Source organism: Halorubrum sp. C191 (assembly GCF_002727095.1).
Classification (GTDB): domain Archaea; phylum Halobacteriota; class Halobacteria; order Halobacteriales; family Haloferacaceae; genus Halorubrum; species Halorubrum ezzemoulense.
The window spans coordinates 1-14,473 of the sequence record NZ_NHNZ01000061.1; the positions used below are offsets into that span (position 1 = coordinate 1).

Consider the following 14,473-nt stretch of genomic DNA (forward strand, 5'->3'; position numbering starts at 1 on the left):
GAGATGTCCTCGGACGGTGTTGGCGTGTGGCGAGTCCTCGGTCGTTTCGCAGACGTGATTGATCGAGGTCCCGCCGGCGCTGGCGCCGGCGAGGACCTCGTACAACGTCTCTGTCGTGACCTTGACGTTCTCGTCGAGGTCTATCTCAAGCTCTTCGTTGAGGCTGTTGACGACAAAATTAAGAAGGTGCTCTTCCTCTATCTCGTTGTCTGCTTCGGTAGGTTCCACACTTTCCCAAGCAGACACTCACTCAAACCCGATGTGATCGACTGAGTCTGTAACAACGGCTATTGGCAAATGACTTGCTTGAACATTATCAAGGAGCGAACGGCGTCAGCCGTGAGCGAGCAGGGTGGGGTAGTTCACCCGCTGTGATCGTCACAAGAAGTCATCGATTCATCTGCGAACAATCCCGTGATAACCGTGTCGATTAGTGCCTCCTCAACCTCATCATAGGTCTCGTTCAGGACGATCGGTGTGTTCTGTGCTTGCGTGACGAACAGCAGCGACCGTAGGAGTCCTCGTACGATGTCCGGATCGTCTATCCGGACATCATCGCGCGCAACCCATGCTTCCGGCTGCGGTAACACGCGGAAATCTGCTTCGGCACCTGTGTCGGGTTTGTTGTCGCTATCGCTTTTACTAATCGTGCCCGTGTTATTGTTGTCCCCTGTACTGGTAGCATCATCATAGTTTGTTCCATTCAACTGCTCATCGATCCGCCGTATCTCACCCTCCACAAACAGCCTCCGAATAAGAGGGTTCGATCGGACTTGTTTAAGTGTCGTCCGCAGGATCATTTCAGCTTCCGCCTGTGGTGTCTCCACCTCACCGATGACTGCTTCGAGTTGTTCAAATAACTGATCGCGCTCAGAGACCAGCACAACAAGATACAGTTGCTCTTTCGAGTCAAAAAACTGGTAGAACGTACTAGTACCGATTCCCACCTCTTCGGTAATATCATTCACACGCGTTCGATCGAAACCGAACTGCGCGAAAAGTTTGTGGCCCGCCTCGATCAACTCTTCGCGGATACGCTCGCGATCTTCATCGGTAAAGCGCGCCATTATTGCTTCCTCGCGTCAGCTGCGATAGCTTCGTTTTTTCGCTCCATGCCGAGATACGAGAGTCCACGAACAAAATGTTTATTGGTTCTCGGGTGAAGTAGTGAGTGTGCAACGAGCTCGCCACTTCTCGCCGAATAGTCCCGCAACGGAATTCCCCCGATCCCGGAGTACAAACACCACGACTATCGAGGTGCGGTAGCGCATGCGGACTCGCCCCCTATCCGTTGTGCTTGTGAGTGTGCTTCTCCTCACTAGTGGTCTCGGCATCGGTGCTGTCGGCGCCGAGCTAACCGGCTCCGACGCCGCACCTAGCATCGGCGTTAGCGCGCCCGCACAGGCCTCGAACATCGGTGGGTCTCCTGATCTTGACGTGTTCGCGCCGAACCCGAACCTCGTCCCCGGCCGGACCAACCAGATCTCCCTCCAGATCGCCAACGACGGAAACCTCCGGTTCGGGAACGCTGCGAACAGCGATCTTGTCACTACGGCGCGCAACGTCCGCGCCGAGGTTGAGGCGAGTGGTCCACTATCTGTCGAGTCGGGCGAGACATCGATCGGCAGCGTGACGACAAGCGCCCCCGGTGAACTACCGGTGAGTCTGAACGTGCCGCAGGGCGTCGAGCCCGGAACATACTCGCTAGATCTAGATCTCACCTACGGCTACATATCCTCCGGCGAGAGCCGAACCGTAACGATCTCCCGCGACGTCGAAGTCCGCGTGCGCGACGACGCCCGGTTCCAAGTCGTTGACATCGACAGCGACGCGCAGATCGGTGACAGCGGCACCGTTGAGGCGACGATCGAGAATGTCGGCGCGGAGACGGCGCATAATGCTGACGTGACTTTTGGGACGCAAAGTAATAGTGTCACAGTGAGTGACGGTCAGTCCAACACTGTTCGGATCGAGGAGATCGAACCCGGCGAGACGACATCTGTCGCATACGATGTGGGCGTCGCGTCCGATCTACCAGTCCAGCAGTACACGCTCTCCGGTTCCGTACAATTCGAAGACCCAGACGGGATCACCCGCACCGATGATGGGCTCTCACTCGGGATCCTCCCGCTTGCCGAACAGGAGTTCGCATTCACTAACGTGGAGTCACAGCTTCGCGTCGCCGAGGACGGCGAACTGGTCGGCACCGTTCGCAACGACGGCCCTGTTCCGGCCCGTAGCGTTGTTGTTCAGTACGCCGGCAATTCCCAGAGCGTGATCCCGGCAGAGCGGTCGACCGCTGTAGGGACGCTTGATTCCGGTGAATCCGCGAACTTCACACTGCCAATCTCGATTAGTGGCGAGGCCGAGTCCGGCCTGCGCTCGCTCGATATGGCAGTCCAGTACCGAAACGGTGAAGATGAGTTGCGGGCCTTCGAAGACCTCGTCGTCGACGCTGAGGTTGCCCCTGAGCGCGACCGTTTCGACGTTGCGGTCGAGAACCGCACTATCCAGTCAGACGGGACTCGTACCGTCGATGTCACCGTAACGAATAATCTCAACGAGACTGCCAGCGACGTCGAGGCACGGTTGTTCGCCGACGATCCGCTCGATACAGGTGATACCGACACGGGATACGTCCAATCACTCGACTCCGGGGAAACCACCACGATGACTTTCGAGTTGACTACTACAGGCTCTGCAACGCCGGGTAGCACGTACCCAATCTCGCTTGACTTCCGGTACGATGACGCGGACGGAGACAGCCAACTGACAGACACCTACCGTGTCCCGATAGACGTGATCGAGAGTGAGGGCGGCGGACTGCCGCTGCCAGTTATCATTGTCGCGCTGCTTGTCGTTGGGACGGGGGCGCTTGTCGTCTACCGGAGGCGGCAGTAACCGATGTCTCTCGGCGAGCGGATCGAGGCGTGGACACGGCGACTTAACGACGCCATCGTCGACAGCCCGCGCCGAGTCATCATCATATTCCTTGTTCTCACGCTGGTGTTTACCGGCGGGATAGGCCTTGTCAGCACGGACACTGAGGCCACCGATTCGTTCACCGATGGTCTCGAGGAACAGCAGGCACTTGACGCGGTTAACGAAGAATTCGAAGATCCATTCGAATCCGATGATGAGTCCACACAACTCATCCACTCGGGAAGTAACGTTTTGACAAAAGAGGCGTTACTCAGAGACCTCCGGGTCTTAGAGGAGGTTGAGTCACGAGACGACCTCCGGGTAGCCTCGGCCAACGGCCCGGCCACAGTCGTCGCACAGACAATCGACCCGTCGGCGACCACGGCAGCCGAACAGCGGCGCGTCCTGGAGTCGACGAGTGCGACCCGAGTCAGACAGGTCGTTCGCAGCCTCTCAGAAAATCCGCGGTTTACGGGGACGCTCGCGACAGATTTCAATCCGGCGAGCGTGAGCGCAAGCGCGTCGATTACGGTCATCTCACACGACGTGCCGGGAGGGTTCTCGGATGGGGACCTCCAAGAGGTTCAAACGACGATCCGATCGATTGCGGCTGATCAGCCAGGGGATCTCACGGCGTTCGGCAGCGGCGTGACGAACGCCGAGACGGCCAACGTCATCGGTGATTCGCTCACCATCGTAATGCCTGTCGTTGTGCTGTTGCTGCTTTTGTTCCTGGTCGTCGCCTACCGTGACCCGATCGACCTCGGGCTCGGGCTGCTGTCGCTTCTGATGACCATCATCTGGACGTTTGGGTTCCTCGGATTCTCTGGAATCCCATTTAACCAACAGATGATTACCGTTCCTGTGCTGTTGCTTGCGGTCGGGGTCGACTTCGGAATCCACATTATCAACCGCTATCGCGAGGAGACCGTCAAGGGGTACGAGGCGACAGAGGCGATGCGTGAGGCGAATAACCAACTGATGATCGCGTTCATAATTGTCACTGTGACCACTGTGTTCGGATTTGGGGCAAACGTAATCTCTGACCTCACGCCGATCCGAAACTTGGGAATCGCCTCGGCGGTCGGGATTACCTTCACTTTCCTGATCTTCGGGTTGTTTCTGCCGGCAGCAAAACTGGTCGTCGACAGACTGCGAGAGCAGTACGGAGTCCCAGAATTCAACTCGGCTCCGATCTCTTCGGAGGACTCAACACTTGGAAAATTCTTGACGTTCCCGGCACAGGTCAGTCGGTACGCGCCAATCGCGTTCGTGGTCGTGCTGCTCGTGACGGGGGGGATGGCCGCAGCGTACGGCAGCGGCGTCGACACCTCTTTCGAGACTGAGGACTTCCTTCCCCCGGAGGAGCAACCGGACTATGTGACCGGCCTCCCTGAGCCGTTCGCACCGAGTGAGTACACCGTCACTGAGACGTTGAACCTGCTTGAAGATCGGTTCTCGACCAATCAGGACCAAACAGTGAAGTTGTACGTCGAAGGGAACTTCGAAGAGGGCCATGCGCTTGAGGCTCTCGCGGACCCAAACGACGATGCATCAGGCTCACTCGCAGTCGGTGACGGCGGGAGCGCCCAGCCAACAAGTATTGTGACTGTGATTCAATCGCATGCCGAACAGAATCCGGAGTTTGCCAAACTGGTTGCCCGCAACGATATCGACGGAAACGGAATTCCCGACCAGAATCTCGACCGCATCTACGACGTGCTGTTCGCCTCGTCGTCCGGCGATCGGGCTGAGCAGTACCTCACGCCGGATCGACGGAGTGCGCAGGTCGACTATGCGATCGACTCCGGGGCTTCACAGGCTGAGGCCGCGGCCGACACTCGGGAGTTCGCTGAAGAGTTCCGGTACAAGACGACCGCCACCGGTCAGATCGTCGTATTTGATGCCGTGACTGATATCATCTTCAATTCTTCGATTCAGGGACTAATCATCGCAATTGGGTTAACAGGATTGTTCCTCGTTATTGCCTACGCCGTATTGGAGAGCAAGCCGCTCCTCGGAATAGCGAATCTCTTCCCGATCTTAATCGCAATCGCATTCTTACTTGGGACAATGCGATATCTCGGGATATCACTGAACGCGCTGACCGGCACAATTCTATCGATTTCCATTGGGCTCGGAATTGCGTACTCAGTACACGCCACTCATCGGTTCATCGATGAGTACAACGCCGGCGCCGACGCTTACGAGTCGATGATTATCACGCTCTCGGGGACGGGAGGCGCCCTGCTCGGAAGCATGCTCACCACTTCGCTCGGGACGGGCGCGCTCGCGCTCGCCATCACACCCGTGCTTGGGGACTTCGGCCTTTTGATGGCGCTGAGCGTGGTATACTCTTTCGTATTCACAGTGATCGCGCTTCCTCCAGCAGTGTTGTTGTGGGAGCACTATCACGGGATATGGGAAGGGATCAACCTGTCTGTCTCTGGGTGAGATTCAATATTTGCCAGTATTATAATTTTACAAAGTAAGCTATAGAAACAAACCCTTCACCCTCAAGAGGAGAACCGTGTCAGCGGTGATTGAGTAGGGTTGGGAAGAAGTCAGTATATTTTCGACATGTAATTCTAGTCGAATTGTTGCTTGGACAGGTAGCTATCTATCCAGCAAGAGTCACCGGTTGTTGTCGGCGATGCTACTCTGGGATCTGTACTAGTGTGTACGGTTACCTGACTTGGCATCGGTCCGGGTGCGTCGTCGACACCTTTCGTTTTGATCGAGTAGTGAAATAATGCGGTGAAGGATATCGGGCTGAAGTACCTCTGCGACCAGCAAAAGTCTAGGCATAGAGGCGCATCCGTAGGCGTGTGATTGGACAGCGAGGCGTTGAATGTGAATGGCGGATCCTCGCCTACTACCTTGGGCAGTTAAAACGGGAGTCCACGCTGAATGCCACGCTCTTGCGTCTCGTCCGCACACAAGAGCTGCTCTTGTGAACACTGTATCCCCTCTCTACTCACTCGCTTCGCTCGTTCGTTGAGGAAGGGGCCTCAGCGCCTCAATTCAGGTAAACTACAATATCCCAACCCAGTGGTGCGGTGCCGTGGGAATCTTTGCGCTTCAGCGCGGGGAGGGTGTCAAACAGCCTGAGTTATTCGCTTCCCATGAGACGGCAGAAAAATTAGTTTGGATTAAATACAAACCTAATCGGAAAAATCCCTACGCCTCGTCGCGCTCGACAACGACCCTCCGTCCGGTCAGTTCTTGGGGCGCAAAGCGGTAGAGTTCGATGTCGAGGTCCGGCTTGTCGTCGGCCCAGATCTCGAAGAGGGGACGCTGCGTCTCACCGTACTGGGCGATAGTTTCGGGGGTGAGCTCGTCGACATCGACGCGTTCGAGGGTGCCGACGCCGACGACGCTGGCGTACTCGTCGTCTTCGTCCTCGTAGACGACTACGCGGGCCCGCGGCGTCGACGCGAGGAACCCGCGCTTTTCGCTGTCGGGCGTCGACACCAGCCGGAGGTACAACGCGCGCTCGTCCGCGTCGTACCCGTAGGAGATCGGGATCGCGTACGGCGCGTCGTCGCGCGCGAGCGCGAGAACGCCCGTCTCGTGGCGAGACAGGTGTGCGTCCACCTCGGTCGATGACATCTCGACCTCGCTGTTCGTCGGCATATCGAACCTTCTTCCCACGAGTTGATAAAGGGAACGAGACGGCGCGCAGCGCGGGGACAGCGGGGAGGCGTCTCTGCGGTGCGGACGACGGCGGAGGCTCTGCGGCGGTCGCCGGCCGACTCCGTTCAGCTGATCGTCGGCGCCTCGCCGATGTCCTCCTCGGTGACCGGCGCCCCGCAGACGACACAGCCCGTCTCGAGTAGCGTCGCCCGCATCGCGTCGTCCACCTCGATCGAGCGCCGACACTCCGGGCAGACGAAGGTGTGGGTGGATCGCCCCGTCATACCCGTGCGTACGCTCCCCATGCCCATCAAACGGACCTCGGATTCTCGCGGCGTCGGAATGTGATAATCGATCCTTAGTCAAGCAGCGACCGGAACAGCTTCCGCTGGGCGGCGGCGACGTGCTCGGTGAACGTCGACCGACCGATGCCCAGCGACGCCGCGACCTCGCCGGCGTTGGCGCCCTTCGGGTGGTCGAAGTACCCCGCCTCGTAGGCGGCTTCGAGCACCTCGCGTTGGCGCTCCGTCAGTTCGCTCCGGTCGACGGTCACCAAGTCCGACTCCGTCGGCGTCGTCGACGACTGGAGCAGGCGCTTCACCTCCATCTCCGGACACGCGTCGCGGAACGCCTCCAACACCGACCGCAGTGTCGGCAAGTCGCTCGCGTGGAAGGTGACGCGCAGCCGCCCGTCGCGGACCACCGCCTCCGAGACGGGCGTCTCGTGGCGGTCGAGGACGGCGAACGGCGAGTCCGGGTCGACCGCCGCCTCGAACCGGTAGGCCGCCCGCCCGCCGTAGTCGAAGACCACTTCGACTCCCTCGGGGACCGAGAGGTCGGCGTCGGCGATGAACTCGACGACTACTCGCTCGGGGTCGTCGGCGGGCGTACACCGCGTGACGCCCGTGACAGGCGTCGTTCCGTCGACGACGCCGTCGAACGGCGAGGCCGCCGCGGTCGGCAGCGAGACCTCCGCCCGGATTCCCGATCCCATCTCGTTCGTCCGTGCCCGCGCCGGGCAAAAACGTTGGCGGGCGCGCGGTCGGGTATAAAACTCCCCGTATATGAGGGGCCACAGTTCGGGAGGCTGTAGCCGTAACGTACAGGTATGAAACGTCCCCCGCGCACGACCGACGCCACGACGACGACCGAGGGAGACGCGGCGCTCGACGCGACGTTCGAGGCGCTCGCCGACGCCGACTGTCGGGCGATCCTCGCCGCCGCGGCGACGCCGAAGACGACGAGCGAACTCGCCGACGACTGCGACATCGCCCTCTCGACCGCCTACCGGAAGGTTGAGCTGCTGAGCGAGACGCCGCTGCTCGCCGAGGGGGTTCGGCTCGACCCGGACGGCGACCACGCCGCCGAGTACGTCCGCGATGCCGCCGAGGCCGCGATCGAGTTCGGCGACGACGGCGTCTCGCTCGCGGTCGACGACGAGGGGGCCGACCCGCTTGCCGCCGCGCTCAACGCCCCCGGCGTCTCGGCCGACTGATCTGCCACGGCGCGACGGATCGGCCTCCCGGAGGTGCGATCAGGGCGCGTTCGCCCGGCGGTTCGTCGGCGACCGTTTTCGCACCTGATAATCACGCGGCCACGCTTATACGCCAGTTCTCGAAGGTGTTCCGTATGTCCCGCTCACCGGAACCCGAAACCCTCGTCGACCTTGCGCAGGACAAGGTCGCGGTGATCGACGAGAAGGGCCGGTTCCGATACCTCAACGCGGCCACCCGCGAGTTGCTCGGGTTCGACCCCGACACGCTCGTCGGGACCGACGCCTTCGACCTGATTCACCCCGACGACGCCGACCGCGTTCGGACGGCGTTCGAGGCCCTCGTCGCCGGCGGAACCGCCCCGGAATCGCCGTTGGAGTACCGCTACGCGACTGCCGACGGCGACTGGGTGTGGTTTCGCACCCGCGTGTTTCCGCCGTCGGAGACCGGCCTCGACGGCTACGCGCTGAGTTCTCGCGACGTCACCCTTGAGGTCGAGTCACGCCGGCGCTTGGAGACGATCGCGTCGACGTCGCCGGACGTGCTCTGGATGTTCAGCGCCGACTTGGAGGACCTGTTATTCGTCAACGGCGCGCTCGAATCCGTGTTCGGGATCGAGCCGGACGCGCTCGAACGGCGCCCGCAGATGTTCCTCGCCGCGGTTCACCCCGACGACCGTCCGGCCGTCGAGGACGCGATGGAGCGGCTCTCCGACGGCGAGCCGACGAACCTCGACTACCGGATCGGGCCGGCCGATGGGCGGACCACCTGGGTCAGGGTGCCCTCGCGCCCCGTGTGGGAGGACGGCGAGGTCGTCGCCGTCACCGGTTTCGCCCGCGATGTCACGGACGAGTACCGCCGCGAGCGTCAGCTCACGGTGATGGACAACCTTCTCCGACACACGATCCGCAACGACATGAACATCGTCGACGGCACCGCGGAGCGCATCGCCGACCGCGTCGAAGACGCCGTCAGCGCGACGGCGACCGAGGAACGCGGTGTCGTTTCCGACGAGTTCGACCTGGCCGAACTCGCCGCCGACCTGATCGACCACGCGGAGACGGTTCGCCGGGTCGCCGACGACCTGTTGACGACCGCCGAGAAACAGCGCGGCGTGATCGACCTCCTCCGCCACCACGAACACCCGCAACCCCTCCGGGTCGCGCCGCTCGTCGAGAGCGCGGTGGCGGACGCCGTCGACGACCGGTCAAGTCCGACCGCGGAGATATCGGTCTCCTGCCCCGGCGACGTGCGGGCGTTCACGCACCCCGAGCTCGACTACGCGATCGCCGAACTGATCGAGAACGCGATCGAACACGCCGAGGCGGCGCCGAGCGTCGAGATCGAGGTCACCGCGCCCGCCGACCGGGTCAAGATCGCGGTCCGCGACAACGCGCCGCCGATCCCCCCGGCCGAGCGGGACCCGATCACCGACCGGTGGAAGATGGACGACCTCAGACACACCGGCGGGATGGGGCTGTGGCTCGTCTACTGGATCGCCGATCGGTCCGGCGGCGACTTGGCGTTCGACGCCGGCGCCGACGGCAACGAGGTGACGATCTGTGTCCCCGACGCCGACTGTGACCCCGGCGACTCGACGGTGGATCGGACCCATCCGGTCGCGCCGGACGCCCGCCCGAGGCCAGCCGGACCGGACGCGGGGGAGATGACGCCGGTCGTCAGTTCGCCACCGTCCGATGTTGAGGTCGCCGAGTCGCCCTCGGCTGACGCCGAGACCGCCGAGTCGCCCCCCTCCGACGCCGGGACCACCCAGCCCGAATCCGAAGCCGGCGGCGCGGAGTCGGCCGATCCGGAGCCCACCGGCTCGGAGCCGATTGACTCCGGCCTCTCCGCGTCCGAGACTGCCGCGGATCTCGACGGCCCCCCCGACTCACCGCCGGGATCCACGAACGGTTAACCGAAACCCGATCGATCGTTCACCGTTGACTCCGATTCCGAAGAACATCCCACCGATCTTAAGCCGTCGCTTCGCGTACTCCCGGGTTGATGGGTACGCTCAACGAGCTGTTCGACCCGGACCGGGTCGCCGTCGTCGGCGCGACCGCCCGCGAAGGGGCCGTCGGCCGCGCCGTCACGTCGAATCTCCTCGACGACTTCGACGGCGACACGGTCCCCGTCAACCCGAACTACGACGCGGTGCTCGACACGCCCTGTGTCGACGACGTCGCCGACGCTGACGCCGATGTCGCGGTCGTCGTCGTCCCCCCCTCGATCGTGTTGGACGCCATCGAGGCGTGCGGGGAGGCGGGGGTCCGCAACGTCGTCGTGATCACCGCCGGGTTCGGGGAGACCGGAGAGGACGGAGCGGCGAGGGAGCGTCGCCTCGCGGAGCTAGCCGACGAGTACGACCTCAACCTCGTCGGCCCAAACAGCCTGGGGATCATGTCGACGCCCTCGGGGATGAACGCCACGTTCGGCCCCGAGAACGCGCTCCCCGGCGGGCTCTCCTTCATGAGCCAGTCGGGCGCGTTCGTCACCGCGGTCCTCGACTGGGCCAACGACAACGGGATCGGATTCAAGGATGTCGTCTCGCTCGGCAACAAGGCCGTCTTAGACGAGACGGACTTCGTCGACCACTGGGGTGACGACGAGGAGACCGACGTGATCATCGGCTACCTCGAGGGGATCGAGGACGGCCGCGAGTTCATCGAGACCGCCCGCGAGACCTCGCAGGACACCCCGATCGTCGCGGTGAAGTCGGGGCGCACAAGTGCCGGCGCGCAGGCCGCCTCCTCGCACACCGGCACGCTCGCCGGCTCCGACAAGGCGTACGAGGCGGGGCTCGATCAGGCAGGCGTGATCCGCGCGGAGTCGGTCGACGAGTTGTTCGACGCCGCGGGGATCTTGGGCAGTCAGCCCCTCCCCGACACCGACAGCGTCGCCATCGTCACGAACGCCGGCGGCCCCGGCGTGATGGCGACCGACGCGGTCGGCGACGCCGACCTCGACATGGCGTCGTTCACGAGCGAGACGAGCGACGCGCTCGCCGAGTCGATGCCCGACGAGGCGAACATCCACAACCCGGTCGACGTGATCGGCGACGCCGACGTCGACCGGTTCCGAGAGGCGTTGGAGATCACGGTCACCGACGACAACGTCGGCGCCGCCCTCGTGTTGGCCGCGCCGACCGCGACGATCGACTTCGACGAGCTCGCGGACGCGATCACCGACGTGAGCGACGAGATGGACGCGCCCGTCGCCGCCTGCCTGATGGGCGGCGACCGCACCCGCGAGCCGAAACAGCAGCTTCAGGCGCGGGGGATCCCCTGCTACTTCGATCCTGCGCGCGCTATCGACAGTCTCGCGACGCTCGCCACCTACCGCGACATCAAGGCGCGCGAGTACGCCGACCCGATGTCGTTCGACGTCGACCGCGAGCGCGCCCGCGAGATCCTCGGAGCGGTGCGCGACCGCGACGACAACCGCTTGGGCGTCGAGGCGATGGAACTGCTCGACGCGTACGGCATTCCCACGCCCGACGGCGCCATCGTCGACTCGCCCGAGCGCGCCCGCGAGGTCGCCGAGGGAGTCGACGGCGACGTGGTGATGAAGATCGTCTCGCCGGACATCCTCCACAAGTCCGACATCGGCGGCGTCGCCGTCGGCGTCGCGAACGACGACGTGGCCGACACCTACGAGGACCTGATCACCCGCGCCCGCAACTACCAGCCGGACGCGACCGTCCTCGGCGTCCAGGTTCAGGAGATGGTTGACCTCGACGACGGCGTCGAGACCATCGTCGGGATGAACCGCGACCCGCAGTTCGGCCCGCTGCTGATGTTCGGGCTGGGCGGCATCTTCGTGGAGGTGATGGAGGATACCACCTTCCGCGTCGCGCCCGTCTCCGAGCCCGAAGCGCGGGAGATGACCGAGGAGATCCAGTCGGCGCCCCTGCTCCGGGGCGCCCGCGGCCGCGACCCGGTCGACGTCGACGCCGTGATCGACACGATCGGCCGGCTCTCGCAGCTAGTCACTGACTTCCCGGCCATCCTCGAACTCGACATCAACCCCCTCGTCGCACTGCCCGACGGCGACGGCGGCACGAACGCCGCCGCCGTCGACGTGAGACTCACCGTCGACCCGCAGGAGCTCGATCCGGCGGAGACCGAACAACAGCCGCTCGACGCGGAGGAACCCACCAATGACTGACACACCCACCACACTCGTCACCGCGACCGGAGACAGCGCCGGAAAGACAGCGATCACCGTCGCCTTAGCGCGGCTCGCCGCCGACCAGGACAGCAGCGTCGGCTACATGAAACCGAAGGGGACCCGGCTCCAGTCGAACGTCGGGAAGACGCTCGACCAAGACCCGATGCTCGCCCGCGAGGTGCTCGGCTTGGACGCCGAGATGCACCAGATGGAGCCCGTCGTCTACTCGCCGACGTTCGTCGAGGGCGCCATCCGCGGCACCGAGGACTCCGAGGCCCTGCGCGACCGCATTCGCGAGGAGTACGACGACATCGCGGCCGACCACGACCAGGTGTTCGTCGAGGGCGGCGGCAGCTGGACCACCGGCGGCGTCGTCGACCTCACCGACGTCGACGTGGCGGAGCTGCTCGACGCGAACGTCGTGCTCGTCGCCGAGTACGGCTCGCCGAACGACTTAGACGACGTGCTGGCGGCCGCCGACGCGTTCGGCGACCGCCTCGCCGGCGTCGTGTTCAACAAGGTGTCCGACGACGCCTTCGAGTCGCTCGATCAGGACGGCATCCCGTTCCTCGAATCGAAGGGGGTCACCGTGTTCGGCGCGCTCCCGTACGAGAAGGAGCTCGCGGGCGTCACGGTCGGCGAGCTCGCGGACGAGCTCGGTGCCGAGCTCCTCACCGACGCGCCGACCGACGCCTTCGTCGAGCGCTTCCTCGTCGGCGCGATGGGCGGCGACGAGGCGCTCCGCTACTTCCGGCGCGCCCGCGACGCCGCCGTCATCACCGGCGGCGACCGCGCGGACGTCCAGACCGCGGCGCTCGACGCCTCCGGCGTGGCCTGCCTCGTCCTCACCGGCGGGCACCGCCCCTCCGGCGCGGTGCTGGGCAAGGCCGCCGACGCCGGCACGCCCGTCCTCGCCGTGAACACGGACACGGTCACCGCCATCGACCGGGCCGAGGAGGTCGTCCGCGGCGGCCGCACGCGCGACGTCCGCACGGTCGACCGGATGGCGGAGCTGCTCGGCGACCACGTCGACGTCGACGCGCTCGTCTGACGGCGGGCGCGGCTCCCCGACTCCGACCGCTCCGCGAGCCGCGATCGCTCGCGGTCCGCGCCCTCGCCCGCTTCCGCGGGTGATCGTCTGACGTACTGTTTTCAGGGTGGACGACGTACCCCACCCATGACCAGTCTCTCGGAGGCGTACGGCGGACGGGGACGCTCCGGGGTCGACCCGCGACGGCTGTACCTCGGCGTGGGGGCGTTCGCCGCGGGCGCGCTGCTCGTCGTCGCGGGCATCCTCGTGGCGGCGGAGGTGGCGGTGCCGGCGGGCTACAGCTCCGGCGCGGCCCGGGAGCTCGGCGGAATCCTCGGCGGCGTCGGCGTTCCCCTCGTGTTGCTCGGCGTGATGGCGGTCCTCCCGGCCGACCGCAACACCTACGCCGCGGCCGTCGTCGGCGCGGCCGTCATGTGCCTCGGCGTGGCGCTGTTCGCGCACGCGTACCCCCAGCAGTGGGTCGGCGGCCCGCGCCCGGAGCTGACCGACCTCACCCTCCCCACCGCCGGCGTCTACTTCCTCGGCGCCGCGACGACGCTGTGGAGCGTTTTCGTCGGCGTCGCCAACTTCAAGACCCGCAACGACCCCGGCGGCACCGTCACGATGGAGGTGACCCATAAGGGCGAGACGAAGGTCGTCGAGGTCTCCCGCGACCAGCTCGGGAGCCGCGGCGGCGTCGGCCTCCTCGGCGGGACCCCCGACGGCGAGATCGAGACGCAGACAAACCGCCCCGACGACGCCGAGAGTGACTCCCCGGGCGCCGCGCCGTCGCGTTCGAGCCCGCCTTCTGGAGGGAACTCGTCCGGAACGCCGAGCGGCGCCGAGCGCTCGGACCGTCCGGGACGAACGAGTAGCGGGGGGCGCTCCGGGGCGAGCGGTCGCTCCGTCCCCGGGTCGCCGGGCGTGAGCGACGGCGGCAGCGCCGACAGCGACATCACCTCGCCGCTGGACGACGCGGGGCCGACGGACGGGCCGGAGTCCCCGACCACGCCGGAGTCCGCGCCCGCGCCCGGCTCTCCCGCGGCGCGTGACGGGCCCGGAGACGCCTACTGCGGCAACTGCGCGGAGTTCGACTACGTCCGGACCGACGACGGGATGCGCCCCTACTGCGGCCACTACGACGAGCTGATGGACGACATGGAAGCCTGCGACGATTGGACGCCGCGATAGTCTGCCACGTCGTCGCGAGCGCGCTGGC

The 14,473-nt window shown here is 64.6% G+C and carries 11 protein-coding genes and 2 pseudogenes; 8 read left to right on the forward strand and 5 right to left on the reverse strand.

Annotation, left to right across the window (positions count from 1 at the left end; genetic code table 11):
- Positions 1–228, reverse strand: a pseudogene (locus Z052_RS05465) (ISH3 family transposase); the annotation flags it as partial.
- A 134-nt stretch (positions 229–362) separates the two neighbouring features.
- Positions 363–1,067, reverse strand: coding sequence for a TetR/AcrR family transcriptional regulator (locus Z052_RS05470; protein ID WP_099288888.1), 705 nt, complete (start codon positions 1,065–1,067; stop codon positions 363–365).
- Between the two features lie 202 nt (positions 1,068–1,269).
- Between Z052_RS05470 and Z052_RS05475 the strand changes: the two genes are divergently transcribed.
- The 3 genes and pseudogenes from Z052_RS05475 to Z052_RS21370 form a co-directional block, all read left to right on the forward strand.
- Positions 1,270–2,901 carry a COG1361 S-layer family protein gene (locus Z052_RS05475; protein ID WP_394338382.1) on the forward strand — a complete coding sequence of 544 codons (1,632 nt, stop codon included), beginning with the start codon at positions 1,270–1,272 and terminating at the stop codon, positions 2,899–2,901.
- A gap of 3 nt (positions 2,902–2,904) precedes the next feature.
- On the forward strand, positions 2,905–5,376 hold the full coding sequence (locus tag Z052_RS05480; RefSeq protein ID WP_094580385.1) for an RND family transporter: 2,472 nt from the start codon (positions 2,905–2,907) through the stop codon (positions 5,374–5,376).
- A gap of 297 nt (positions 5,377–5,673) precedes the next feature.
- Positions 5,674–5,754, forward strand: a pseudogene (locus Z052_RS21370) (transposase); the annotation flags it as partial.
- Between the two features lie 348 nt (positions 5,755–6,102).
- Here Z052_RS21370 and Z052_RS05490 read toward each other — a convergent pair.
- The 3 genes from Z052_RS05490 to Z052_RS05495 form a co-directional block, all read right to left on the reverse strand.
- Complete coding sequence (locus Z052_RS05490; protein ID WP_089308075.1) at positions 6,103–6,558, reverse strand: pyridoxamine 5'-phosphate oxidase family protein; 456 nt, start codon at positions 6,556–6,558, stop codon at positions 6,103–6,105.
- 125 nt (positions 6,559–6,683) lie between these two features.
- On the reverse strand, positions 6,684–6,842 hold the full coding sequence (locus tag Z052_RS20425; protein WP_007345024.1) for a hypothetical protein: 159 nt from the start codon (positions 6,840–6,842) through the stop codon (positions 6,684–6,686).
- Between the two features lie 74 nt (positions 6,843–6,916).
- Positions 6,917–7,552, reverse strand: a complete 636-nt coding sequence (locus tag Z052_RS05495) for a helix-turn-helix domain-containing protein (protein WP_099288889.1) — start codon at positions 7,550–7,552, stop codon at positions 6,917–6,919.
- A 114-nt stretch (positions 7,553–7,666) separates the two neighbouring features.
- Here Z052_RS05495 and Z052_RS05500 point away from each other — a divergent pair, with 114 nt between their 5' ends.
- The 5 genes from Z052_RS05500 to Z052_RS05520 all read left to right on the forward strand — a co-directional run bounded on the left by Z052_RS05500 (position 7,667) and on the right by Z052_RS05520 (position 14,445).
- Positions 7,667–8,053: a helix-turn-helix domain-containing protein gene (locus Z052_RS05500; RefSeq protein ID WP_049931354.1), complete on the forward strand. Its 387-nt coding sequence runs from the start codon at positions 7,667–7,669 to the stop codon at positions 8,051–8,053.
- Between the two features lie 134 nt (positions 8,054–8,187).
- Entirely contained in the window at positions 8,188–9,969 is a 1,782-nt protein-coding gene (locus Z052_RS05505) for a PAS domain-containing sensor histidine kinase (protein ID WP_099288890.1), read from the forward strand.
- Between the two features lie 89 nt (positions 9,970–10,058).
- Positions 10,059–12,221, forward strand: a complete 2,163-nt coding sequence (locus tag Z052_RS05510; RefSeq protein ID WP_099288891.1) for an acetate--CoA ligase family protein — start codon at positions 10,059–10,061, stop codon at positions 12,219–12,221.
- Positions 12,214–13,275, forward strand: a complete 1,062-nt coding sequence (locus tag Z052_RS05515) for a phosphotransacetylase family protein (protein WP_099288892.1) — start codon at positions 12,214–12,216, stop codon at positions 13,273–13,275. Before Z052_RS05510 ends, Z052_RS05515 begins: the two co-directional genes overlap by 8 nt.
- Before the next feature lie 126 nt (positions 13,276–13,401).
- Positions 13,402–14,445 (forward strand): hypothetical protein, encoded by a 1,044-nt coding sequence (locus tag Z052_RS05520; RefSeq protein WP_099288893.1) that lies wholly within the window; start codon positions 13,402–13,404, stop codon positions 14,443–14,445.
- Positions 14,446–14,473: the final 28 nt, after the last annotated feature.